Consider the following 23,887-nt stretch of genomic DNA (forward strand, 5'->3'; position numbering starts at 1 on the left):
AGCAAAAATTTATGCGTTATCCCTTGGTTGGTGTATTTCTCTTCTGTTTTTTTCTTGATGGTTAATTTCTCTTCCATCTGCTTCTTTTTGTTTAATATTGATGGCATTTTCTTTTATGCTATCCTGTTCCTGTTTGATGTTATCTTTTTTGTGCATAATTCTTAAGTTTTACATTAAATTAAAATATTTCTTGTAAAACTTAAAATACCTTATCAAATTTTAACTTTGAAAGTTAATAAATTAAAAAAACCTGAAATTAATTTTATTTCAGGTTTTAAAACTCTTTGCAAAAAAGAATCTATTCATTCACAAGTACCCATTCTCCTTTTTCGATTAGTGGGATCGCTTGTTTGTATTTCAAGGTTTTATTTTCTCCACTCATTATATGCTTGATAGTGACTCTGTCATTACGACCAATTTTGGGTTGCTCACGTACAATAGTTTCAGTAACCTGAGGTCTTCCCTGGCTTTGTCCTACGGCCCTACTTTGAGCGGCACGTTCATCCATATTTGGAATTTCTTCTTTAGATGTCTCTAGTTTTTCTTTTCTGCGTACTTGGCGCGCTTCAGAAATGTCCTGGGTATTACCAGTGGGTAACTCTCCTTTAAACAAAAAGGAGATTACGTCCTTATTCACATCTTCAATCATAGCCTTGAATAGTTCAAAAGCTTCAAATTTATAGATTAATAAAGGATCCTTTTGTTCGTGAACGGCTAGCTGTACACTCTGCTTTAACTCATCCATTTTACGTAAATGAGTTTTCCATGCATCATCAATAATGGCCAGCGTTATATTTTTTTCGAAATCAGTGATTAGCTGTTTTCCTTCAGATTCATACGCTTTTTCAAGATTAGTGGCAACATTGATGCTTTTCACGCCATCTGTAAAGGGAACCAGAATTCTTTCATATTTGCTGGATGGATCTTCATAGACTTGCTTTATCACAGGGTAAGCAGTCTCTGCATTACGTTTCATTTTATCCTGATAATGCTCATAAGCCGCTTTGTAAACTTCGCTGGTAATTTTCTGTGCATCCATTTTTTCAAACTCTGCCGCAGTAACAGGACTGCTCATAGAAAAATAGCGTATCAATTCAAACTCGAAATTTTTAAAGTCTTGAGTCAACTTATTCCCTTCTACAATAACTTCAGAGGTATCGTAGATCATATTGGCAATGTCTACACGCAAACGCTCTCCAAATAAAGCATGATAACGTCGTTTGTATACTACTTCACGCTGTGCATTCATCACATCGTCGTATTCTAATAGTCGTTTACGCACTCCAAAGTTGTTTTCTTCTACTTTTTTCTGAGCACGCTCGATAGATTTCGAGATCATAGAATGTTGAATTACCTCACCTTCTTTAAGTCCCATTCTGTCCATCATTTTGGCAATACGTTCCGATCCAAAAAGGCGCATTAAATTATCCTCAAGCGACACATAGAACTGCGAACTTCCAGGGTCTCCTTGACGACCGGCACGACCACGTAGCTGTCTGTCTACACGACGAGAATCATGACGTTCTGTACCTACAATGGCAAGACCGCCTGCTGCTTTTACTTCGTCTGATAATTTGATATCTGTACCACGACCCGCCATATTCGTCGCAATAGTTACCATTCCAGTGTTACCAGCTTCAGCAACAATATCTGCTTCTTTTTTGTGAAGTTTGGCATTCAGTACATTATGAGGGACTTTACGAATAGTAAGCATTCTACTTAATAATTCAGAAATTTCTACAGAAGTTGTTCCAATTAATACAGGTCTGCCAGCATTGGATAATTCAGTTACCTCCTCGATAACCGCATTATATTTTTCGCGTTTGGTTTTGTATACCAAGTCTTCCTTATCGTGTCTTGCAATCGGTCTGTTTGTAGGGATTTCTACAACATCTAATTTGTAAATTTCCCATAGTTCTCCAGCTTCTGTAACAGCAGTACCAGTCATACCAGAGAGTTTACCATACATTCTAAAGTAATTCTGAAGCGTTACTGTCGCAAAGGTTTGTGTAGCGTCTTCAATCTTTACATTTTCTTTAGCTTCAATTGCTTGATGAAGTCCATCGCTATATCGACGGCCATCCATAATACGACCCGTTTGCTCATCAACGATCTTCACCTTGTTGTCCATGACCACGTACTCTACATCTTTTTCAAACAACGAGTAGGCTTTTAGCAATTGTCTTAAGGTATGAATTCGCTCACTTTTTACACTATACTCTCTAAAAAGTTCTTCCTTTTTCTCTGCTTCCTCTTCTTTAGAAAGTTCTTGTCCTTCAATTTTGGCGATTTCCATACCAATTTGTGGTAAAACGAAGAAATCCGGGTCATCTTTTCCAGAAAGATAATCTACACCTTTATCGGTGAGATCAATTTGGTTATTTTTTTCTTCTATTACATAATACAGATCTGCATCAATCTTGTGCATCTCCCGATTATTATCCTGCATATAGAAGTTTTCTGTTTTTTGAAGCAACTGTTTTACGCCTTCTTCACTTAAAAATTTGATTAGTGCTTTATTTTTAGGGATTCCGCGGTATACCTGCAGCAATTTAAAACCTCCTTCTTTGGTGTTTCCTTCTTTAATTAATTTTTTAGCTTCTGCCAGAACAGTGGTAAGGTATTTTTGCTGTACAGAAACGATATCAGCAATTTTTGGTTTTAATTCGTCAAATTCATGAACATCTCCTTTTGGAATAGGACCAGAGATAATTAAAGGAGTACGAGCATCATCGATTAATACCGAGTCTACCTCATCTATAATGGCATAATTATGTGGACGCTGTACTAGGTCTTCTGGAGCATGAGACATGTTATCCCGCAGGTAATCAAAACCAAATTCGTTGTTAGTTCCATATGTAATATCTGCGTTATAAGCTGCTCTGCGCTCTGCAGAGTTTGGACGATGATTATCTATACAGTCTACAGTAAGGCCATGAAATTGAAATATAGGAGCCATCCACTCACTATCACGACGAGCCAGATAGTCGTTTACTGTTACTAAATGCACCCCGTTTCCAGATAAGGCGTTTAGATATACGGGAAGCGTAGCTACCAATGTTTTACCTTCTCCTGTTTGCATTTCGGCAATTTTACCCTCATGCATCGCAACCCCACCAATTAACTGAACGTCATAATGGATCATATCCCATTTCACTTCTTTACCAGCTGCGTCCCAGCTGGTGGCCCAAATAGCTTTATCACCATCTAGTGAGATATAGTCTTTGGAGCCTGAAAGTTCACGATCATAAGTAGAAGCTGTAACTTCTATCTCGTCATTATTAGCAAATCGCGTAGCAGTTTCTTTTACAACGGCAAATGCTTCTGGGAGAATATCATCTAAAGCTTTTTCTGTAGCTTCATATGCTTCTTCTTTCAATTTGTCGATTTCCCCGTAGATATCTTCTTTTCTGTTGATATCCTCTACGGCATTGGCTTCTTCCTGAAGTTTTTCTATTTTGTTGTGAATGTCTGCACGTGCCTTGTTTATTTCGTTTTTAAACTCGATAGTTTTAGCTCGCAACTCATCATTAGAAAGTGCCTCTATGGCCTTTCCTGCTTCTTTGATTAATTCAACCTTGGGTTGAATCTCTTTTATGTCTTTTTTGGATTTATCTCCAACAAATGCTTTTAATACAGAATCTAAAATTCCCATGATTTATGGTTGTGTGTTTAATGAGATCATAGTTTCAAATTGAAACCAACCGGTTAAATCCCTCTTTGGGTAACATTCAGGCCAAATCCCAATTATAGGATCTGTGATTTTCTCATGACCTAAGTGGTCATTATTATACAATACTTCTGCGTTTATAAACAGCCGTAAAAGTGGCGTAATTTACGCAAAAAAAAAGCCTCTTGCGAGACTTTTAATACTATTTCAATATTTTAATATTCATCCTCGTTCCAAAGATAATCTTCGTCTGTAGGATAGTCGGGCCATATTTCTTCTATAGAGTCATATGAATCTCCTTCATCTTCAATCGCTTGCAGGTTTTCTACAACCTCTAGGGGTGCTCCAGTACGAATTGCGTAATCTATTAATTCGTCTTTTGTAGCTGGCCAAGGCGCATCACTCAAATACGATGCTAATTCTAAAGTCCAATACATATGCTTACTGGTTTATTTTTTGCAAAAATAATTTTTTAGTTTAAAAAGTCAAGTAAAAAATTAATTATTTAAACAATAATTATAAGAACGTGATTTTTTCTGGTGTTCACTTACTAATTTTAAAGCGAATAAATTTTTATGAATTCTTTGTTGGAATCCATTTTATTTCATCTGCCTTTAAATCGAATGACAACTTTCGTGCCAGCACAAAAAGATAGTCAGATAGTCTATTTAAATATTGTAATGTAGTCTCTTCAAAAGGAGCTATTTCGTAAAGGGCTGTGGCTAGCCGTTCGGCTCTTCTGCATACACAACGTGCTATGTGACAGAATGACACAGTTTGATGTCCGCCGGGCAATACGAAGTGTGTCATGGGAGCCAATGATTCATTCATTCTATCCATTTCGTTTTCGAGCAATTCAACATCTTCCACAGAAATTGTAGCTATATTTAATCGTTTTTGACCACTTTTTAAAATCGCTTTTTCTGGATCAGTAGCCAATACTGCTCCTACAGTAAAAAGCTTATCCTGTATATTGATCAGTATTTTTTTGCTTTGTTCTTCAATTTCCTGATCCCTTATTAAACCGATATGTGAATTCAGTTCGTCAACAGTTCCGTAACTTTCAATTCGTATATGATGTTTAGGGACTCTGGTACCACCAAATAGCGCCGTAGTGCCTTTATCACCTGTTTTTGTATATATTTTCATTAGTTCTTTGTGCTTTTATGCTAGTTATTCTTTTTTTTCTTTTCCATATAATTTTTTTTGAAGTTACGTTTGCCACGGTTGTATAATCTATTCTTGTTTCGTTTTGTATTCCAGGAAACAGCAACAAATAGAACTGCTATTCCTATGATCATTAAAATAAGCTGGGTTTCTTCAGAAAGGGAGTCAAACATTACTTCTACTTTTAAAGTAAAAGTAGAAAAATGCTTTCAATTGTTTCATAATATAACTAGAGTATTTTAAAGTGATCTTCGCTAAAAATGCTAAATTTGTTGCGCTATGGAATTTTCTTCAAAATTATTGGAAAACGCAGTATACGAAATGTCACAGTTGCCTGGCATAGGAAAGCGTACTGCATTGCGGTTAGTGTTGCATTTATTGAGGCAACCCAAGGCACAGACGGATCATTTGGTCACAGCATTGGGAACACTTCGTAGCACGATCAAGTTTTGTAAGAAATGTCATAGTATAAGTGATGAAGATATTTGTGATATTTGTAGTAATCTCAATCGATCACAAGATACTATTTGTGTGGTTGAGGATATAAGAGACGTAATGGCGATAGAGAGTACAGGGCAGTATCGAGGATTGTATCATGTACTAGGAGGTAAAATAAGCCCTCTTGATGGTGTTGGTCCTCAAGATTTAAATATTAGTTCTTTGATTGAAAAAGTTAATGAAGGGCAGGTAAAGGAATTGATATTTGCATTAAGTGCTACTATGGAGGGAGATACCACTAATTTTTACATTTATAAACAAATAGAAGGGTTAAAGGTCAAAATATCTACTATAGCTAGAGGAATTAGTGTTAATGACGAACTTGAATATGCAGATGAAGTTACCTTGGGTAGAAGTATTGTCAATAGAATCCCATTTGAAAATGCTTTAAAGAGCCCTTAATTGATCTAATTCAAAAATCATACATTCTTAGTTTTAGAAAAATTAGATTATTTGATAAGGATATCCAACATATTGCGTATTTCATTTAAATCTTTTTAGAATTGGCTATACATCTAAGGAACTATAAAAACTAATGATTAACACGAGTTATTTAGTAGCTAAAGACAAGGTTTTTTATGATAAAACTTCATTAAAACTGGATGAGAATGCCGAAATTCTTAGCGCTATAAACAAAGAAGATTTGGGATATAAAAATATCGAGATTATCTTTGATAACAATTTTATGAGTTTCGGTGCGACTATTGAACAAATGCAGATTTTGAGAAGAGACAATCTGACTTTTAAAATTAGACCCAAGAATCACAGGTATACTTGGTAGTAATTTTGGAGTCGGGAAAGTATAAATAATAGTATTTTAAAAAAACTTTAATAAAGGAAAGTTAATTTTTAAGCTTAATTTTAAGTAAATTCGCAAAAAAATTAACGAACAAACACGTTTAATTAAGAATATGGCAAAATTTGAGCTTAAACTTCCAAAAATGGGAGAGAGTGTGGCAGAAGCAACAATAACCACTTGGTTAAAAGAAGTTGGGGATACTATTGAGTTGGATGATGCTGTTGTTGAGATTGCAACCGACAAGGTAGATAGTGAAGTGCCTAGTGAAGTAGAAGGCATTTTATTAGAAAAACTTTTTGCTGTTGACGATGTAGTAGAAGTAGGGCAAACTATCGCCATAATCGAGACCGAAGGAGAAGGTGTTGTTGACTCAAGTCCTTCAGCAGCAAAGACACAAGTTGAGGAAGCTCCAAAAGAAGTTGCCGTTCTTGAAACACAGATAGCAGAAACAACAGAAGCGGTAGTGAGTACTGCCGGGGCAGTAGATTTCTCTGAAAGCAGTACCTTTTATTCGCCATTAGTTAAAAATATAGCAGCAACTGAGGGGGTTTCATTAGCAGAACTAGAGTCAATCCCTGGAACAGGTAAAGAGGGGCGTGTTACTAAGAATGATATCCTCAAATTTGTAGAAGATCGTAAAAATGGCAACGTAGAAGTTACTACTCAGCCTGTAAAAGTAGAGGCTAAAGAGACTCAGACTGCTTCACAGAAAAAGCAAGAAACTCCAAAGGCGACTCCAGTTGTTGCCTCTGGTAACGATGAGATTATTGAGATGACAAGAATGGGGAAACTCATTGCACATCATATGGTGGAATCTGTACAAACTTCGGCGCATGTACAATCTTTTATCGAAGCAGATGTAACTAATATCTGGAATTGGAGAAAGAAAGTGAAAGCAGATTTTATGAAGAGAGAAGGAGAGAATCTCACATTTACTCCAATTTTTATGGAAGCGGTCGCAAAAGCAATTAAAGACTTCCCAATGATCAATATCTCTGTATCTGGAGATACAATAATCAAAAAGAAAAATATTAATCTGGGTATGGCTGCCGCTTTACCCGATGGTAATCTTATAGTACCGGTGATTAAAAATGCAGATCAGTTAAATCTGGTGGGTATGACCAAAGCGGTTAATGATCTGGCTAATCGAGCACGAAATAATGCTTTAAAACCTGATGATATTCAGGATGGCACCTACACGGTGACCAATGTAGGTACTTTTGGTAGTATTATGGGGACTCCCATTATAAATCAACCCCAGGTAGCAATTCTGGCTTTGGGAGCCATCAGAAAAGTACCTGCAGTAATCGAAACGCCAGAAGGAGATTTTATTGGAATTCGATACAAAATGTTTTTATCACATTCCTACGATCATAGAGTAGTAAACGGAGCCCTTGGCGGACAATTTGTTCAACGTGTAAAAGATTACCTTGAAGCTTTTGATGCAAATCGAGAATTTTAGACGTCAGATATATAAAATCGAACATCAAACCACAGTTTAGTAGCTGTGGTTTTTTTAATGCAGATTTTAAAAAACAGTCCTAGTAATATTCAATATGAGCGAAAAGCAATGATATAGATACATGAAAAAACAATAATCTTATCCTCTAAAAAGAAAAAAACGATCTTTCATATTTTCAATTTCAGAATTTTTGTTAGTTACAATGTAATCTATCGCTTCTGTTGTAAAGTGTTGTCCTTTATCGGTCAAGGAGACAATATCATTATGAATAGTGATCATATTATTTTTTAGAGCTAGGTTCAAAACAGATTTAGATCGTACCTTTTGCCAATTTATATGTTCATTAAGATGTTTTACATGACGTTCTTCCTTTTCCTCATGATTAGCTAAATGAAGAAGAAAGGTTAGCAAAGAAACCTCAATTCGTTGTTGTTTTTGTCGATAGAGTACCGAGAATAATCCCTTGTTTGGAGCGAACAAGTAAACCATCAAGAACAGTAACCCTAATACAGTAGTCATAGATCCTGAAATAGAAGAATCTAAAACATGAGCAACCCAATATCCAATAATAGCACTTCCTACTCCAAAAATAACTGCCAATATCAACATTTTTTTGAGGTTATTGGTCAATAGATATGCTGTGGCAGCAGGAGCAATCATTAATGCAATGACTAATATAGCACCTACAGCATCAAATGCGCCAACAGTCGTGATTGAAGAAACTGTCATAAGTCCATAATGCATTACAACAGGGGAGAGTCCTAAAGCAGAGGCAAGGCCAGCATCGAATGTGCTTACTTTCAATTCTTTAAAGAAAGCAAAGAGTAGTCCTAGGGTTATTAATAAAATAGTCCCAATAATCCATAATGATTTTGGTCCTAAATCGGTTCCATCAAACATAAGTCTATCGAAAGGAGCAAAAGCAAGTTCACCCAGTAAAACTGCATCAATATCTAAGTGCACATCATTTGCGTTTTGAGCAATTAGGATGATACCGATACTAAATAGAGCAGGAAAAACTAGTCCAATAGCAGTGTCTTCTTTTACCAAACCTGTTTTCTGAATAAACTCTACCAGCACAACTGTAAGAACTCCGCTGGCAGCTGCCATGATAATTAATAAAGGAGAAGATAAATCATGAGTAATAAAAAAACCAATAACAATACCAGGTAATATAGAGTGGCTAATTGCATCAGTGATTAATGCCATTTTTCTTAGCACCAAAAAAGTCCCGGGAATAGCACAGGAAATTGCTACTAAGCTTGCAATTAATTGTATTTCGATCTGTGCATTACTCATTTTCCTCTTTTATTAATTGATCATACAAATTAGCAGCGGTATTATAGCCTGATTTAGTCATTGACCACATATTTCCTTGTATCTTTACATAATTTTTATCTTCAAGTTTCTGTAAAGATTTTCGGGTAAATCCTTGAAAATTATTCAAGATTTTAATCGCATGTGGATGAGAAATATCCTCATGTGTACTCGCTATATTATACATAAAAGATAAGGTTTTATGTAGTTGAAGGTCATTTCTGTTTTTTCTAAACCGTATTTCTCTAAATAGTAAACCTCTTCCTGGTGAAAAAATGAAAGAAAATAATACAAATGCTCCAGCTACAAGCACGATTACGGGTCCTGTAGAGAGGTTGTTGTGACTGGCACTAATAGCAGTGCCTATAACCCCTGAAAGGGCACCAAAAATAGCAGCCAAAATAACCATTATAGCTAGATTATTTGTCCATTGCCTTGCAGCAGCAGCGGGGGCCAGAAGCATCGCGCTCATTAACACCACACCAACGGTTTGTAGTCCTAAAACGATGGCAACTACAATAAACGAAGTAATTAAAATGTCTAAGAATTTAGTGTTGAAACCCAAGGTTTTCGTGAAATCAGCATCGAAAAGTAATATTTTCAATTCTTTCCAAAAAAGCAATAAAATAATCAAACTTATCCCTGTGACAATAGCCATTAACCAAACGTCACTTTCTAAAAGCGTAGCGGCTTGCCCGAAGAGATAACTTTCTAAACCTGCTTGATTGGCGTTAGGTAATTTTTGAATATAGGTGAGTAGTAACATTCCGAATCCAAAAAATAAAGAAAGTATCAGTCCCAAAGCAGTGTCAGATTTAAGATGGGTTTTATTGGTGATCCCGCGAATCCAAAAAGTACCTATTAGTCCGCTAATTAACGCTCCCAGTAGAAATATAGAACTATTTTTAGTGCCAATAATAAGAAAAGCAATAGCAATACCTGGTAATGCCGCATGCGAAATAGCATCTCCCAAAAGGCTTTGCTTTCGTAACACTGCAAAACTACCTAGCATACCACAGATAGCTCCTAATATGGATGTACCCAAAGTAATGGTGCGTAAGGTGTAGTCAGTAAAAACAAGTTCTATATATTCTTGTAAATCCATTGTTTCTATTGCTGTATACTTACTTTATAATTAATTCCGTATGTTTTGGTAAGGTTATCGTCATTGAAAATATCTTTAACCGGCCCTGTGGCAATCTTTTTCACGTTTAAAAAGGTGACCCAATCGAAATATTCAGGAACAGTTTGTAGATCGTGATGTACCACAACAACTGTTTTTCCTGCTTTACGAAGTTCTTTTAAAATGTTGATAATCGCTTTTTCGGTAGTAGCGTCAACTCCCTGAAAAGGTTCATCCATAAAGTAAATGGAAGCATTTTGTACTAGGGCTCTTGCTAGAAAAATACGTTGTTGTTGTCCACCAGATAGTTGACTTATTTGTCTATGTTTAAAAGAAAGCATCCCAACTTTTTCTAAAGCTTCTAACGCAGCTTTTTTTTGTTTTTGACCAGGCCTTTTGATCCAGCCAAGGCTTCCGTATGTTCCCATCATCACTACATCCAATGCCGTAGTTGGGAAATCCCAGTCGACACTTCCCTTCTGGGGAACATAGGCAACTAGTGATCGTTGTTTTTTATAAGGCTTATTATAGATTTGAATACTACCGGCAATAGGTTTGATAATATCCAGAATCGCTTTGATTAAGGTAGATTTTCCTGCTCCGTTAGGACCTACAATTGCCATAAGTACACCCTCAGGAATAGCTAGGTCTATATCCCATAACACAGGTTTGTAGTTATAGGCTACAGTTAGGTCATCTATTTGAACGGCGATTTTTTCACTCATTATTTTAAGGCATTAATAATAGTATTTACATTGTACTCAAACATGCCAATATAGGTTCCTTCTTTAGTTCCTGTGTTTCCGAGAGCGTCAGAGAACAATGTCCCGCCTATCGCAACTTCATGATTTTTTGATTTCACAGCTGCTTGCAAGGCCTCAATGGTTCTTTTAGGAACCGAACTCTCTACAAAAATGGCTTTTACTTGCTTTTCGATGATAAAATTAGCTAATTTTTGCACATCTTGGACACCAGCTTCAGTAGCTGTTGATAAACCTTGTAATCCTACAACATTGAAGTCATATGCTTTTCCGAAGTAACTAAATGCGTCATGTGCTGTAACCAGAATACGTTTTTCCTTAGGTAAGGTTTCTATTTTCGCTTCTAATTTACGTTCTAACTCTGTTAGTTTTGATAAATAGACTTCTCCGTTAGTTTTAAAAATTTCAGCATTTTTTGGATCAATTTCTTGAAGAGTTTTAATAACAAAAGAGGTAATTATTTTCCAGTTATCGACACTAAACCAAATATGTGGGTCATAGTTAGAAGCAAAATAATCAGACCCGATCAGCGTATTTTTTTTTAAACTTTCACCAATTGCTATAGTTTTAATATCTTGACTTTCCATTTTTTCAAAGACTTCTACTAGCTTACCTTCCAAATGTAATCCATTGTAGAAAATGATATCTGCATTTACGAGCTTACTTACATCGCCCTCACTAGCTTTGTAAAGGTGAGGATCGACACCACTTCCCATAAGCCCTTTGACTTCAATTGCATCACCGCCAATGTTTTTTACCAGATCGGTTATCATTGATGTGGTAGTGACGACATTAAGTTTTTGATTTTTATCTTTTACTTCTTTCTTACATGAACATAGAAATAAAGAGGCTGTAATGATTATAATTATTTTTTTCATTTTATCTACAAGATTTTTGAATATTTTTAATCGTTAATTTGGTAATCGAATACTTACTCCTGCGCTAAGTAATAGATTCTGTCCTTTGGTAATACCAGATCCCACGGTAGCATCTAACTGAATAGAATCACTAATTAGATAGGTTAGGCCCGCGTCCCAAAGATGGTTTGGACTACTGTCTTCAGGTAAATCCCCATAAAGCTCTGCGAAAATTCCAAAAGTATCAGTTACACTATATCCGTAGGATATTGTATAAATATAAGCAGCTTCTGGCGAATCGTTACCCCACTCTGCTCCCAGGTTGTATGATAAACTTGATTTTTCACTTAATGTATGTGCAAAAGAAAATCTAAAATCAACTCCCGTTGTTTCTGGTCTGAAGTCATTTCCTGCACTAAACGGTAAAAATAAATGACCGATTAGACCGATTTCTGGTAGCCATCCTTTTTCTTCTATGACGCCAATTTTTGCTCCTAACAATAATGGAGAGAGTCCACTGGCAACGTCATCTAGTTCAGTCCCATTAATTTCAGTTTTAGTCTCGGTAAAATCCCATCCAACTCTTAATTCTAAGTTATCTAATAAACCATATCTTAAAAGGGTAGTATTAAATGTTGTTGTCTTTTGTTTGAAAGCTTTTTCTCCCGAATCCTCATAAAAGGCTCCGGTTTCAATTTGCAAAAATCCTTTTGGAACTACCGTTGGGGATTCAGTTTGGTCAGGTCTATCGGTTACCAATGCACCTGGTTCTGTTTTTTCTTGTGAAAAAACACTATAAAAACTGATAGATGTACAGAAAGTAAATAAGATAGTTCTTTTTAATTTCATTGGGTTTAGTAATTTTGTTACATTATTGTGGCAAAACTAAAAAAGTTAGTTATGACTAACAAATCTTATTTGAATAATTTAACTAAAAGTGAAGAAGATTATTTGAAAGCTCTTTTTCAGTTGCTTATAGAAAATGATTCTGTGAAAGTTGGAAATAACCAATTAGCGGATTATTTGAAAGTTTCACCTGCTTCTACCAACAATATGGTTAAGAAGTTAAAAACTAAGAATTATGTAATAAATGAGAAATATGGAAAACTTGATTTGACCGACGAAGGAAAATCTATTGCTGTTCGATTAATTAGAAAGCATAGGCTATGGGAAACTTTTCTATGCAATTACCTCAATTTTACATGGGACGAAGTACATGATGTGGCAGAGCAGTTAGAACACATAAAATCTCGTAAGTTGATTGATGAATTAGATCGTTTTATGGATTTTCCCAAAAAAGATCCGCATGGCGAGCTAATTCCTAACGCAAATGGCGAATATTCGATCTTACCCAAAGTAACTTTGTCTTCTTTATTAGAAGGAGATGTTTGTAAATTAATTGCGGTTAATGATGGTTCTGTTAATTTTTTAAAATATGTATCAGAGATAGGTTTGGCACTAAGTAGTGAGATAAAAATTCTGGAAATTCGGGAATTTGATAAATCTATTCGTATACAATTTAACAACACAGAAGAAACGGTAACGCGAAAGTTTGCTGATAACGTATTCGTTAAGAAGGTTGTATAGTTTTTGTAAATGTTAAAATATTGTTTAGCTACAAGAATGTTAAATAATAGCTGTTATCTTTGAGTATCACACAATCAATTTATGGAGCTTAATTTAAAAAAACCGATATGCTTTTTTGATCTTGAAACTACCGGTGTAAATATTTCTAAAGATCGAATTGTTGAGATCTCTATCCTTAAAATATATCCTAATGGCACCCAGGAAAGCAAAACTTGGCTGGTTAACCCAGAGATGCCTATTCCTCCTGAAACAACTGCAGTTCATGGCATTGATGATGCCAAAGTGGCTAACGAACCCACCTTTAAGCAACTAGCAAGTAAGGTTAGTGACATGATCAAGGGGTGTGATCTGGGTGGATTTAATTCTAATAGATTTGATATACCTTTATTAGCCGAAGAGTTATTGAGAGTCGGGCTAGATTTTGACATGAAAAATACTGTGGCAATAGATGTTCAAACTATTTATCATAAAATGGAAAAAAGAACATTATCTGCAGCGTATAAGTTCTATTGCGATAAAGATTTAGATAATGCACACTCTGCAGAGGCAGATACTATGGCAACCTATGAAGTGCTCAAAGCACAATTAGATAAGTATTCTGAATTAGAAAATGACACTAAATTTCTAGCAGAGTTCAGTTCGAGAAAACAATTTGCAGATTTCGCCGGTTTTATAGCATATGATGAGAATGGCAAAGAAATTTTCTCTTTTGGTAAACATAAGAACAAACTGGTTGAACAAGTGCTGGAAGAGGAACCTGGTTATTTTGGGTGGATACAAAATGCTGATTTTCCCTTGTATACAAAGAAAGTACTTACTGCGGTAAGACTCAGAAAATTGAATAATAGCTTAAATTTATAGTCATTCCCTTTATTATACAACCATGAAACTTATTTGTATAGGTCGTAATTATACAGACCATATTGAAGAGTTGGAAAATGAAAAGCCAACAGATCCGGTAATTTTTATGAAGCCTGATACAGCAATTTTATTGAAAAAACAACCCTTTTTTATTCCTGATTTTTCTGAAGATATTCACCATGAGGTAGAGATATTAATAAAGATCAAAAAAGTAGGTAAGTATATTGATAAAAAATTTGCCCATAAATACTATGACGAAATTGGATTAGGTATAGATTTTACGGCAAGAGATCTGCAAAGAGAATTAAAGGAAAAAGGATTACCCTGGGAAAAAGCGAAAGCCTTTGATGGGGCAGCTGTTGTTGGGAAATGGGTTTCAAAAAAAGAGTTTACCGATGTTGATAATATTGAGTTTCAATTAAAGAAAAATGACCAGATAGTCCAACAAGGGAATACCAAATTTATGTTATGGAAGATCAATGAATTAATAGAATATGTGTCTAAATATTTTACTTTAAAGATAGGAGATATTATATTTACAGGAACACCAGCAGGGGTTGGCTCTGTTAAACCAGACGATATTTTAACAGGTTATATTGGCAACAAACAATTTTTTTCAATAAAAGTTAAATAAATGAGCAAAGGATATAGTTTAAAAAATGTGAATGAACTGTCAGGAGGCGATGACGAATTTATTGCTGTACTAGTACAGACCTTTTTAGAAGAAATACCACCTGATCTTGACAGTATGGTTCAGGCTGTAGATTCTGATAATCCACAGATGGCCTATCAATATGCTCATAAGATGAAGCCAAATCTTCAGTTATTTGATATTGATCTTTTACCACAGATTAAACAAATAGAGGCCTGGTCAAAAACGAACAAAGCCAAAGAGCAGATAAAACCTGTTTTAAATGATATCGTTACTGTTGTCAATAATGCTATTGAAAATCTGAAAGCAGATTTTAATTAAATCACAATCATGCTAGCAGAGATAATTACTATTGGTGATGAAATTCTCATTGGACAAATTATAGATTCGAATTCTGCTTTTATTGGTAAAGAACTTAATAAAATTGGTGTCGACGTTTATCAAATTACTTCTATAAGCGATGATAAACAGCATATTCTTGATGCACTGAAAGAAGCAAGGCAACGAGCAGATATTGTTATTATTACAGGAGGGCTTGGTCCAACCAAGGATGATATTACCAAGCATACCATTTGTGAATATTTTAACGACACTCTAGTTCAGGATAAGAAGGTTCTCAAACATATTGAAGAGTTGTTTGCAAAGTATATTTCTACTCCAATTTCTAATGTAAACAGACAACAGGCGTTAGTACCAAGTAAATCTACAGTCTTAATGAATCAATATGGTACTGCACCTGGAATGTGGATTGAAGATAAGAACCAGGTTTTCATCTCTATGCCTGGTGTTCCTTATGAAATGAAAGGATTGATGAAAAATGAAGTACTACCTCGATTACAAAAAAGGTTTGATAGGCCTTTTATAATTCATAAAACAGTGCTTACATATGGTTTAGGCGAAAGTGCTATTGCTGAAAGAATAGAAGACTGGGAGAATAGTCTCCCGCCTTTTGTGAAATTAGCCTATTTACCTAATTTGGGTCGAGTAAGACTACGCCTTTCTGCACGGGGGAATCATAAAACACTTCTCGAAGACACATTAAACAATAAAATAGAAGAACTACAAAAAATCATTGGAGAAATTATAGTCGGTTTTGAAGAAGATGAAACTATTGAATCGAGAATAGGCAATTTGTTAGTGAACGCTGGTAAAACACTATCAGTTGCAGAGAGTTGTACAGGAGGTAGAATAGCGCAATCCTTTACGGCAAATGCAGGGGCTTCTGCATATTTTATAGGTGGAGTGGTTACTTATGCTACAAAATCTAAGATAGATGTTTTGGGAGTGGATCCAGAAACTATTAAAAAACATACAGTAACCAGCGCAGAAGTAGCAGAAGCAATGGCTGTGAAGTCTAAAGAAAAGTTTAAATCAGATTATGCTATTGGTACAACAGGAAATGCAGGCCCTACAAAGGGAGATGGCGATGTTGAGGTGGGTACAGTTTTTATTGCTATAGCTACACCCAAGACTGTTTTCTCTAAAAAATATGTATTCAGTAATTTAAGAGAAAGAACTATTGGAAAAGCAGTGAGTAAAGCCTTTGAACTTCTTCTTAATGAATTATTATAGAATGCTGACTTAATCTGATTTAATTAATTGGTCGACCCACTCTATAGCTTCTTTCAAATTATGAAAAATCTGTGTTGGAACGTTTAAAAATGATTGTTCTAAATTGGCAATTTCACTACTAATTTTGCCATATGTGACTACGGCGTATCCTTTGAGATTAGGAAATAGTTTAGTGGATTTATAATGGGCTGTGGGCTCAAATGAATACTGATGGATTCTGTTTGAGATATATACAAATGGAGTTTTATTTCCGTAATATTCCTTTCCAAGTTTAAATATCGGTGCTGCTTTTTCAAAAGTAAGGGTTATTTCTTCTTTTATTTCTGTGACTACAAAATTTTCATAGAAATATATTGTACCAATATCAAGAATATACTTCTTGATAAGTTTTTTATTGATTTTTGAAGTCATAATACGTTAACGTTGAAAGGTGAAGATAGAATAATGAACCATAGTCCAAGAGTCGCCTCGATTCTGTTAAAGAAAAATTTTAACAATATATTTTAAAATTTATATTTTTAATCTAAGTTGATAAAATCATCTGCCCAATTCATTGCAGCATCCAGATTATCAAAAATACGAGTTGGTCTATTAGTGAATAATTGTTCTAATTCTGGAACTTTATGATTAATATCATCATAAGCTACGATAGCATATCCTCTAAAGTATGGAAAAAATATTTTCTAGTTTATAATGCTCTGTGGGGTTTATAGAGTATGAATTAATCCTATTCGAAATATAAATGTAGGGCAAAATACCTTTATAATACTCACTGGCAAGTTGAAATAATTCTCTTCCACTTTCAAAATTTAGAATGACATTTTCTTTTATTTCGGCCACAATAAAATTTTCATAAAAATAAAACATACCAATGTCAATCTGGTGCTTTTGGATAAGCTTTCTGTTTATCTTGGCCGACATAATGCATAAAAGTTGGTGTATCTAAGATAAAACAATGATTTCTAAAAATCAATGAAAGCCTTTGTTTTTTAATACAAAAGAAAAAGTTTGAAGGTATAGAAAGTGTTTATGATATAAGAATATGTAAAATATTAAAGAACATGTTAACTTGAAGATGTTATTCTCTTTGCCCAGCAAATAGCGTCTTCAAGATTATCAAAAATTTGGGTGGGCATGTCGGTAAAGGTTTCTTCAAGTTGAGCGATCGTCTTGTTAGTAGGGTCGTAGATTACTATACCATATCCTTTAAGATTGGGGAAATTTTTGTCAACATTATAAAGGCGGGTAGGTTTGAACGAATAAGAATTTATTCTATTCGAGATATAAACATAAGGTATTGTATTTTTGAAATGAATTTCCAGTAAGTTATATAATTTTTTTCCACTTTCAAAATTGAGATCCGCCCCAGAGTCGACCTCACCCACAACGAAGTTTTTATAAAAATAGAATGTCCCTATTTCAATTTCATATTTCTTAATGAAGGATTTATTAACGCTATTAACCACGACAAGGAGAATTGGACTACAAAAATACATAATAAATGTTAAATTGGGTCAGTTGGTGTTCTAAATCACATACTGTTCTTGGATAACGAGATGAAAACGTAGTTTTTTGTTTTAGTATTAAGGGGAGAAAAAAACTTTAAAAAGCAGGAAAAAATTACCGAACTATTATTGGTGGTTCGGTAAATAATTCGTTAATTTGCACCCTGTTTTGAAATAATACCAAAATTAAGAAGAGATGTCAAGAGTTTGCGAGCTTACAGGTAAAAAAGCAATGGTGGGAAACAATGTTTCTCACGCAATGAATAAAACAAAACGTAAATTCAATGCGAATTTGATTAAAAAGCGTTTTTATATTCCAGAAGAAGATCGTTGGATTACACTTAAAGTGTCAACTTCGGCGTTAAAAAATATAAATAAAAATGGAATCTCTGCTGTTTTAAAAGAAGCAAGAGCTAAAGGTTTTTTAACTAAATAATCTCCTTTTTTAAAAATACGACAAATGGCAAAGAAAGGTAACAGAGTACAAGTAATCTTAGAATGTACAGAGCACAAGGCTACAGGTAAACCGGGTACATCAAGGTATATAACTACAAAGAACAAAAAGAATACTCCTGATAGAATAGAATTAAAGAAATTTAATCCTATTCTTAAGAAGATGACCGTTCATAAAGAAATAAAATAATAAGAAATGGCAAAGAAATCAGTAGCATCGTTACAAACAGGATCAAAGAGATTAACTAAGGCCATAAAAATGGTGAAATCTCCGAAGACAGGAGCGTATACTTTTGTTGAATCAATTATGGCTCCAGAAGCTGTAAATGATTTCTTGAAGAAAAAGTAAACTCGCAAAAAAATATTTTTAAAAGAAGCCGTTTCAATTGTATTGAAATGGCTCTTTCTTTTTATATTTAGATGTTTAATAATATCCTTCGGGTTTTAGTATATATTTAATAGCGCAGATGGGACTTTTTAAGAATATATTTTCTTCAGAAAAAAAAGAAACTCTAGACAAGGGGTTAGAAAAATCAAAAACAACTTTTTTCTCGAAATTAAGCAAAGCAGTTGCCGGCAAATCTACGGTAGACGATGATGTGTTGGATAATCTTGAGGAAGTGTTGGTCACTAGTGATGTTGGTGTTAAAACCACTATCAAGATCATAGAAAGAATAGAAAATCGTGTAGCAAAAGATAAATACCTAGGGATTGAGGAGTTAAATCAAATTTTACGCGAAGAAATAGCTGGTTTGCTTTCTGAAACGAATATTGGTGAAGCCACAGATTTTGAAATACCAAAGAATAAAAAACCTTACGTATTGATGGTTGTGGGAGTGAACGGAGTGGGAAAAACAACTACAATTGGGAAACTGGCATACCAGTTCAAAAATAAAGGTTTAAAGGTTGTTTTAGGTGCTGCAGATACGTTTAGAGCTGCTGCAATTGATCAATTACAAGTATGGGCAGATAGGGTAGATGTTCCAATTATAAAACAATCTATGGGTAGTGATCCCGCTTCTGTTGCATTTGATACTTTAGAATCTGGTGTAAAACATGAGGCAGATGTTATCATTATAGACACAGCAGGGAGACTACATAATAAAGTCAATTTAATGAATGAATTGACCAAAGTAAAGCGTGTAATGCAAAAGGTGATAGGAGATGCTCCTCATGATGTATTATTGGTTCTCGATGGTTCTACGGGACAGAATGCTTTTGAGCAAGCTAAACAATTCACGGCAGCCACAGAGGTAACTTCTCTGGCCGTTACAAAACTCGATGGAACAGCCAAAGGCGGTGTTGTTATAGGCATAAGTGATCAGTTTCAAATACCGGTAAAGTATATTGGAGTTGGTGAAGGTATCGAAGATCTTCAGGTATTTAACAAGTACGAATTTGTAGATTCGTTTTTTAAATAATATAAATTGTTGTCCAAATAGATAAAAAAGGCTTACGAGTATTCTCAAAGTTTTTTTATTTTGAAAGACTACACTAGTAAAAAGCTCTTACTTAACATTAATTTTCACACTCACAATCATGAGAAAATCATTTTTTATTCTGTTTTCGATTCTTGTCTTTATTTCTTGTAAAAAACAAAAAGAAACCGAATCACAATCACAAAAACAACCTCGGGTGGTTTGGCAGTCTTATGATGAGACCAATGATCTTGCGGCAACACAAAAGCTAGAAAAAACCAGAATGCATCTAAAGTTAGTGAACTCTAAAGTATTAGATAAAAATAATATTTGGAAAGCTTTAGAGCATGAGCTTGATTATTTTTCAAAAGAAAAGTATGAGACTCTGAAAGGATTTATACTGGAGAAAAATATTCCTACTATTCAACAAAATATTAAGGAGGGTAAGCTAACTTATGAGGAGTTGACACTGTTCTATATTTACAGGATAAGAAAGTATGAAAGTGACAATAGGTTATCATTAAATTCAGTGATATCACTAAACCCAAATGTTGTGGAACAAGCTCGTGCCTTAGATAAAGTCGATAAATCGAGTATTAATAGTTATTCAGTGTTTGGAATGCCAATTTTGCTCAAAGATAATATCAATACAAAGGATATGCCTACCACTGCAGGAGCTATAGCTTTACAGCATAATACTACAGGTGATTCATTTATTACAGAAAGGTTGTTAGAAAAAAATGCCTTGATTCTGGGTAAGGCAAATTTAAGTGAATGGGCCTATTTTCTTTGTTCTGGATGCCCTGTGGGATATAGCGCTATAGGGGGGCAAACTCTAAATCCATATGGGAGAATGATTTTTGAACCAGGAGGCTCTAGTTCTGGCAGTGGAGTTGCAGTTGCAGCTAATTTTTGTGTTGCTGCCGTTGGAACAGAAACCAGTGGGTCTATTTTATCACCGTCTAGTCAAAACTCTGTAGTTGGCCTGAAACCTACCATAGGGGTATTGAGTAGAACAGGAATAGTACCTATTTCTAGCACCTTAGATACTCCGGGACCAATGACTAAAAATGTAATCGACAATGCAATTTTATTAAATGCTCTTATTGGAGAAGATAAAAATGATAATGTTTCTGTAAACATAACGATTGATTTTGTAGAAGAAGCTAAAGGAGGCACTCTTAAAGGAAAACGACTAGGTGTCATAAAAGAGTTTTTAGAGGATTCTGTTTACTACAAGGCTATTGAGAATATTAGGAAAGCCGGAGCCGAAATTATTGAAGTTGAACCAAAACAAACTGTATTGCCTGGCTTTTTAACTATTCTTAATATTGATATGAAAAACGATCTCCCAAGATATCTTAAAACTCATTCAAGTAGCAATGTTACTGTTGAAAGTATAAAAGATGTGATCTCATTTAATCTTAAGGATTCGTTAATAAGAATCCCTTATGGACAGCAATTATTCGAGGGAATTGTAAAAGATAGTACAACTACACAAGAGTTAAATAAAATAAAAGAAAATTTAAAGACAATTGCACGAGATTATTTTGATATCCACATCAAAACATATCAACTTGATGCTATTCTGTCCATAAATAATTATCATGCAGGATACGCAGCTGTGGCCAAATATCCTGCCTTTACGGTTCCTATGGGCTATACAGATAAAGGAGAACCTAAAGGGCTTACATTTATAGCTAAACCTTTCTCTGAAGCAACGTTATTACAATTGGGCTATGCTTATGAACAAAAAACTAAAGAACGTAAAATACCCACTGCATATACTCAATAGATTTGATGAAAACAAAAAAACCTTCAAATATTTGAAGGTTTTTATCCCTAGATCTTGTAACCTTGATAAAATAATTCCCTTGTTTATAATGAAAGGTTTTTGGAAATAGGGGTACTGGTTAGGTTGTTACTCAATAATGTAATCGAAATATTAAGTAGGTCATGAAAATACAATAGATCACCAAGAAAGCTCCGCTAATTAGGATTCTATACTTTGATAGTTTTTGTGTTAATTTTGACATGAGTTTTGTGTTTGTTAGGGTAATAGCAATACTTTGTATTACGTTATTGCTGTCATGCATTTGACTTTATAAAGGTGTATTAAGCGAAATTCACTTTGGATGTTGGTTAGATAGCTTGTAAAAGCATGTTTTTCGGTTTTTGAATGAATAATAATGGTAGGAATAAGCAAACTAACACTATCCTTGATTTGAGGATACGTTTCTGTGTTAATGATCGTTTTTTCTACAGTCTCTGTTTTTTTTGAAAAAGATCCATTTTCTATATGTATCATAATATAAACAAAGCATATAACAATAGCTATAAATATTAAGCTTACTATGGTTTTTAGGATATATCTCATAGTTTTTAATTTGATCTAAGGGTCAATCGATCTATTCTTCTTTAAAAAATAGCTCATCTTTACTTACGCCATCATCATCTTTTTCTAATTTAATTTGCTCTTCTGTAGCTTTTTTTACGCTCCAATTTCCATTAAGTTTATTTAGAGGAGCTTCTGTACCAAAATCAAAATTCGCTTCTAATTTTCCATCAGAGTTAAGCGATGCCGACCAGGTTCCGTCGATCGTTTCTTCATTTTCTATGATAACAGTTCCATCACTTTTAAAATCAAATTCAAAATCAGTATAATTTTTAGTCTCGTTACTTTGATTGTCCTTAAACTTAAGAACCTCCCAAGTTTCTTCTGTTATAATTTCAGAAAATGCTTCTGAGCTAACATCATCGTCATCATCGTCATTATCATCATCATCGTTATTATCGTCATTATCATCATCATCATCGTCGTTGTTATCATTATAGCAACCATCATCAATGACATCTTCGATCGCATCTTCTAAATTATCTAGATCGTCAATTTCAATTTCTGTACCTTCAAAAAGAACAATTACTATTGGAAAATTGATAGTTGCAATATCTGTATCCTCAAGATCATCTATGAACTGATATAGGTCTCTATCATTTTCAAAAGAAGCGGTTTCGATTAATTCACTTTGTGAGTTAAATACAGAGGCTGAAAAAGGGTACTGAAAATCAATACACTCAATACTTTCATTATCATCTTCGTTATTGTCTTCATCACAGTTTTCCAAAATTTCATTAAATTCACTCATGGTGTTAACAATAACTTCAGAAAAATCATCAAAAATTAAAGTAATGGGGAAGCTAAAAATGATTTCATCAGAATCATCAAAAACATCGTCATATACATCTATATCTTCTTGAGAGCTAAAAGTTATTTCTATCCCGTTAGCAGTAATTGTAAATGGCAATTTTAGAGTAAAGCAGCTGTTATTGTCTATGCTATCATCTGTAGATCCATCATTCATAGACGTACGAAGCATCAGATTCGCTACTTTCGAATCTTTTTTGAGTGATTCATTTTCTGGAGCTACAATTAATTCATCAGACTCGCTTCTACACGACGTAGTAACAATGGCTGTTAGCAGAGAAAAAAGAATTACAAACAAATTAATTCTTAAACGCATTTGAGATTATTTATTACGGTTGACTAGCAATAATATAACAACTAACCCATAAAAACTCCTTTTTTATTTTTGTTTTTTCTAAATTTAGGGTCAAGAAATTTCGTCAAAATGCCAAAAGAGCTAGAAGAAAATGTCTGTAAGGAGGAGATGTTTTCTAATATCTACAATAAGTACTCAAAGGATTTATACAACTATCTCTATTATAAATATGGGGAATCTTATGGGCCAAACGATAAAATGCAAGAAGCATTTATCAAATTGTTAGATAACTGTAAAAAAGTAACCCCCTCCAAGGCTAAAGGTTTTTTATTTAGCGTAGCTAAAAATATGATGCTAAATGAGATTAAGCACCAAAAAGTAGTGTTGCGCTATAAAGAAATTAAACCTAAAGACTATACCAACGAATCACCAGAGTTTATTTTGGAAGAAAAACAATTTTTTCAAAAATATCAAGAAGCTTTAAGCAGATTAACAGAAGACCAGAGAGTAGCTTTTTTATTAAATAAAGCTGAGGGAAAAAAACATACCGAAATTGCTGATATGCTTGGGGTAACAAGGAAAGCCGTAGAAAATAGAATTTATACCGCTTACAAAAAACTTAAAGAAGAAATAGAAGATTTTAAATAATTTAAAGGAAAAAAGGAAACTTAGTTGTTTTATTTAT

At 34.3% G+C, this 23,887-nt stretch carries 29 protein-coding genes; 14 read left to right on the forward strand and 15 right to left on the reverse strand.

What is annotated here, in order from left to right; all coding sequences use genetic code 11:
* Positions 1-9 precede the first annotated feature (9 nt).
* The 5 genes from ACFSJT_RS17255 to ACFSJT_RS17275 all read right to left on the reverse strand — a co-directional run bounded on the left by ACFSJT_RS17255 (position 10) and on the right by ACFSJT_RS17275 (position 5,010).
* Positions 10-156, reverse strand: a complete 147-nt coding sequence (locus tag ACFSJT_RS17255; protein WP_378321588.1) for a hypothetical protein — start codon at positions 154-156, stop codon at positions 10-12.
* 142 nt (positions 157-298) lie between these two features.
* Positions 299-3,655: a preprotein translocase subunit SecA gene (gene secA / locus ACFSJT_RS17260; protein ID WP_378321589.1), complete on the reverse strand. Its 3,357-nt coding sequence runs from the start codon at positions 3,653-3,655 to the stop codon at positions 299-301.
* Positions 3,656-3,885: 230 nt separating this feature from the next.
* Positions 3,886-4,107: a DUF2795 domain-containing protein gene (locus tag ACFSJT_RS17265; protein WP_008272287.1), complete on the reverse strand. Its 222-nt coding sequence runs from the start codon at positions 4,105-4,107 to the stop codon at positions 3,886-3,888.
* Between the two features lie 136 nt (positions 4,108-4,243).
* Positions 4,244-4,819, reverse strand: a complete 576-nt coding sequence (locus tag ACFSJT_RS17270; protein WP_378321590.1) for a cob(I)yrinic acid a,c-diamide adenosyltransferase — start codon at positions 4,817-4,819, stop codon at positions 4,244-4,246.
* Positions 4,820-4,839: 20 nt separating this feature from the next.
* A complete protein-coding gene (locus ACFSJT_RS17275) occupies positions 4,840-5,010 on the reverse strand; it encodes a hypothetical protein (protein WP_378321591.1) in 171 nt (56 codons plus the stop codon).
* A 106-nt stretch (positions 5,011-5,116) separates the two neighbouring features.
* On the opposite strand from ACFSJT_RS17275, the gene recR reads away from it, so the two are divergent.
* From recR to ACFSJT_RS17290, 3 genes are all read left to right on the forward strand, one after another.
* The gene (gene recR / locus ACFSJT_RS17280) at positions 5,117-5,737 is read left to right on the forward strand and encodes a recombination mediator RecR (RefSeq protein ID WP_378321592.1); all 621 of its coding nucleotides are present in this window, start codon (positions 5,117-5,119) and stop codon (positions 5,735-5,737) included.
* Positions 5,738-5,870: 133 nt separating this feature from the next.
* Positions 5,871-6,116: a hypothetical protein gene (locus ACFSJT_RS17285; RefSeq protein WP_378321593.1), complete on the forward strand. Its 246-nt coding sequence runs from the start codon at positions 5,871-5,873 to the stop codon at positions 6,114-6,116.
* A 130-nt stretch (positions 6,117-6,246) separates the two neighbouring features.
* Positions 6,247-7,596: a dihydrolipoamide acetyltransferase family protein gene (locus ACFSJT_RS17290; protein WP_378321594.1), complete on the forward strand. Its 1,350-nt coding sequence runs from the start codon at positions 6,247-6,249 to the stop codon at positions 7,594-7,596.
* 138 nt (positions 7,597-7,734) lie between these two features.
* Here ACFSJT_RS17290 and ACFSJT_RS17295 read toward each other — a convergent pair whose 3' ends face one another.
* The 5 genes from ACFSJT_RS17295 to ACFSJT_RS17315 are packed head-to-tail and all read right to left on the reverse strand — an operon-like array spanning position 7,735 to position 12,503.
* Positions 7,735-8,895 (reverse strand): metal ABC transporter permease, encoded by a 1,161-nt coding sequence (locus ACFSJT_RS17295; protein WP_378321595.1) that lies wholly within the window; start codon positions 8,893-8,895, stop codon positions 7,735-7,737.
* The gene (locus tag ACFSJT_RS17300; RefSeq protein ID WP_378321596.1) at positions 8,888-10,018 is read right to left on the reverse strand and encodes a metal ABC transporter permease; all 1,131 of its coding nucleotides are present in this window, start codon (positions 10,016-10,018) and stop codon (positions 8,888-8,890) included. Before ACFSJT_RS17300 ends, ACFSJT_RS17295 begins: the two co-directional genes overlap by 8 nt.
* 5 nt (positions 10,019-10,023) lie before the next feature.
* A complete protein-coding gene (locus ACFSJT_RS17305) occupies positions 10,024-10,761 on the reverse strand; it encodes a metal ABC transporter ATP-binding protein (RefSeq protein ID WP_378321597.1) in 738 nt (245 codons plus the stop codon).
* Positions 10,761-11,675, reverse strand: a complete 915-nt coding sequence (locus ACFSJT_RS17310) for a metal ABC transporter solute-binding protein, Zn/Mn family (protein WP_378321598.1) — start codon at positions 11,673-11,675, stop codon at positions 10,761-10,763. Before ACFSJT_RS17310 ends, ACFSJT_RS17305 begins: the two co-directional genes overlap by 1 nt.
* Before the next feature lie 33 nt (positions 11,676-11,708).
* The gene (locus tag ACFSJT_RS17315) at positions 11,709-12,503 is read right to left on the reverse strand and encodes a transporter (protein ID WP_378321599.1); all 795 of its coding nucleotides are present in this window, start codon (positions 12,501-12,503) and stop codon (positions 11,709-11,711) included.
* 51 nt (positions 12,504-12,554) lie between these two features.
* Between ACFSJT_RS17315 and ACFSJT_RS17320 the strand changes: the two genes are divergently transcribed.
* The 5 genes from ACFSJT_RS17320 (at position 12,555) to ACFSJT_RS17340 (ending at position 16,326) form a co-directional block, all read left to right on the forward strand.
* The gene (locus tag ACFSJT_RS17320) at positions 12,555-13,241 is read left to right on the forward strand and encodes a metal-dependent transcriptional regulator (RefSeq protein ID WP_378321600.1); all 687 of its coding nucleotides are present in this window, start codon (positions 12,555-12,557) and stop codon (positions 13,239-13,241) included.
* Positions 13,242-13,322: 81 nt separating this feature from the next.
* Positions 13,323-14,102 carry an exonuclease domain-containing protein gene (locus tag ACFSJT_RS17325; protein WP_378321601.1) on the forward strand — a complete coding sequence of 260 codons (780 nt, stop codon included), beginning with the start codon at positions 13,323-13,325 and terminating at the stop codon, positions 14,100-14,102.
* Between the two features lie 22 nt (positions 14,103-14,124).
* Complete coding sequence (locus ACFSJT_RS17330; protein WP_378321602.1) at positions 14,125-14,736, forward strand: fumarylacetoacetate hydrolase family protein; 612 nt, start codon at positions 14,125-14,127, stop codon at positions 14,734-14,736.
* Positions 14,737-15,075, forward strand: a complete 339-nt coding sequence (locus tag ACFSJT_RS17335) for an Hpt domain-containing protein (RefSeq protein WP_378321603.1) — start codon at positions 14,737-14,739, stop codon at positions 15,073-15,075.
* Positions 15,076-15,084: 9 nt separating this feature from the next.
* The gene (locus ACFSJT_RS17340; protein WP_378321604.1) at positions 15,085-16,326 is read left to right on the forward strand and encodes a competence/damage-inducible protein A; all 1,242 of its coding nucleotides are present in this window, start codon (positions 15,085-15,087) and stop codon (positions 16,324-16,326) included.
* 9 nt (positions 16,327-16,335) lie between these two features.
* Here ACFSJT_RS17340 and ACFSJT_RS17345 read toward each other — a convergent pair whose 3' ends face one another.
* From ACFSJT_RS17345 to ACFSJT_RS17355, 3 genes are all read right to left on the reverse strand, one after another.
* Positions 16,336-16,737 (reverse strand): hypothetical protein, encoded by a 402-nt coding sequence (locus ACFSJT_RS17345; protein ID WP_378321605.1) that lies wholly within the window; start codon positions 16,735-16,737, stop codon positions 16,336-16,338.
* Between the two features lie 249 nt (positions 16,738-16,986).
* A complete protein-coding gene (locus ACFSJT_RS17350; RefSeq protein ID WP_378321606.1) occupies positions 16,987-17,247 on the reverse strand; it encodes a hypothetical protein in 261 nt (86 codons plus the stop codon).
* 143 nt (positions 17,248-17,390) lie between these two features.
* Positions 17,391-17,822, reverse strand: coding sequence for a hypothetical protein (locus tag ACFSJT_RS17355; protein WP_378321607.1), 432 nt, complete (start codon positions 17,820-17,822; stop codon positions 17,391-17,393).
* 205 nt (positions 17,823-18,027) lie between these two features.
* Here ACFSJT_RS17355 and rpmB point away from each other — a divergent pair, with 205 nt between their 5' ends.
* From rpmB to ACFSJT_RS17380, 5 genes are all read left to right on the forward strand, one after another.
* On the forward strand, positions 18,028-18,267 hold the full coding sequence (gene rpmB / locus ACFSJT_RS17360; RefSeq protein ID WP_210195611.1) for a 50S ribosomal protein L28: 240 nt from the start codon (positions 18,028-18,030) through the stop codon (positions 18,265-18,267).
* A gap of 24 nt (positions 18,268-18,291) precedes the next feature.
* Complete coding sequence (gene rpmG, locus ACFSJT_RS17365) at positions 18,292-18,474, forward strand: 50S ribosomal protein L33 (RefSeq protein ID WP_103070742.1); 183 nt, start codon at positions 18,292-18,294, stop codon at positions 18,472-18,474.
* A gap of 6 nt (positions 18,475-18,480) precedes the next feature.
* Positions 18,481-18,633, forward strand: coding sequence for a DUF4295 domain-containing protein (locus tag ACFSJT_RS17370; protein ID WP_101449883.1), 153 nt, complete (start codon positions 18,481-18,483; stop codon positions 18,631-18,633).
* A gap of 118 nt (positions 18,634-18,751) precedes the next feature.
* Positions 18,752-19,705: a signal recognition particle-docking protein FtsY gene (gene ftsY / locus ACFSJT_RS17375; protein WP_378321608.1), complete on the forward strand. Its 954-nt coding sequence runs from the start codon at positions 18,752-18,754 to the stop codon at positions 19,703-19,705.
* 118 nt (positions 19,706-19,823) lie between these two features.
* Positions 19,824-21,497 carry an amidase family protein gene (locus ACFSJT_RS17380; protein WP_378321609.1) on the forward strand — a complete coding sequence of 558 codons (1,674 nt, stop codon included), beginning with the start codon at positions 19,824-19,826 and terminating at the stop codon, positions 21,495-21,497.
* Between the two features lie 279 nt (positions 21,498-21,776).
* On the opposite strand, the gene ACFSJT_RS17385 is transcribed toward ACFSJT_RS17380, so the two are convergent.
* Both ACFSJT_RS17385 and ACFSJT_RS17390 read right to left on the reverse strand, forming a co-directional pair.
* The gene (locus ACFSJT_RS17385) at positions 21,777-22,010 is read right to left on the reverse strand and encodes a hypothetical protein (protein ID WP_378321610.1); all 234 of its coding nucleotides are present in this window, start codon (positions 22,008-22,010) and stop codon (positions 21,777-21,779) included.
* Positions 22,011-22,110: 100 nt separating this feature from the next.
* A complete protein-coding gene (locus tag ACFSJT_RS17390) occupies positions 22,111-23,223 on the reverse strand; it encodes a hypothetical protein (RefSeq protein WP_378321611.1) in 1,113 nt (370 codons plus the stop codon).
* A gap of 147 nt (positions 23,224-23,370) precedes the next feature.
* Here ACFSJT_RS17390 and ACFSJT_RS17395 point away from each other — a divergent pair, with 147 nt between their 5' ends.
* The gene (locus ACFSJT_RS17395; RefSeq protein WP_378321698.1) at positions 23,371-23,850 is read left to right on the forward strand and encodes an RNA polymerase sigma factor; all 480 of its coding nucleotides are present in this window, start codon (positions 23,371-23,373) and stop codon (positions 23,848-23,850) included.
* Positions 23,851-23,887: the final 37 nt, after the last annotated feature.

It is taken from the genome of Aquimarina celericrescens, assembly GCF_042682765.1.
Classification (GTDB): Bacteria; Bacteroidota; Bacteroidia; order Flavobacteriales; family Flavobacteriaceae; genus Aquimarina; species Aquimarina celericrescens.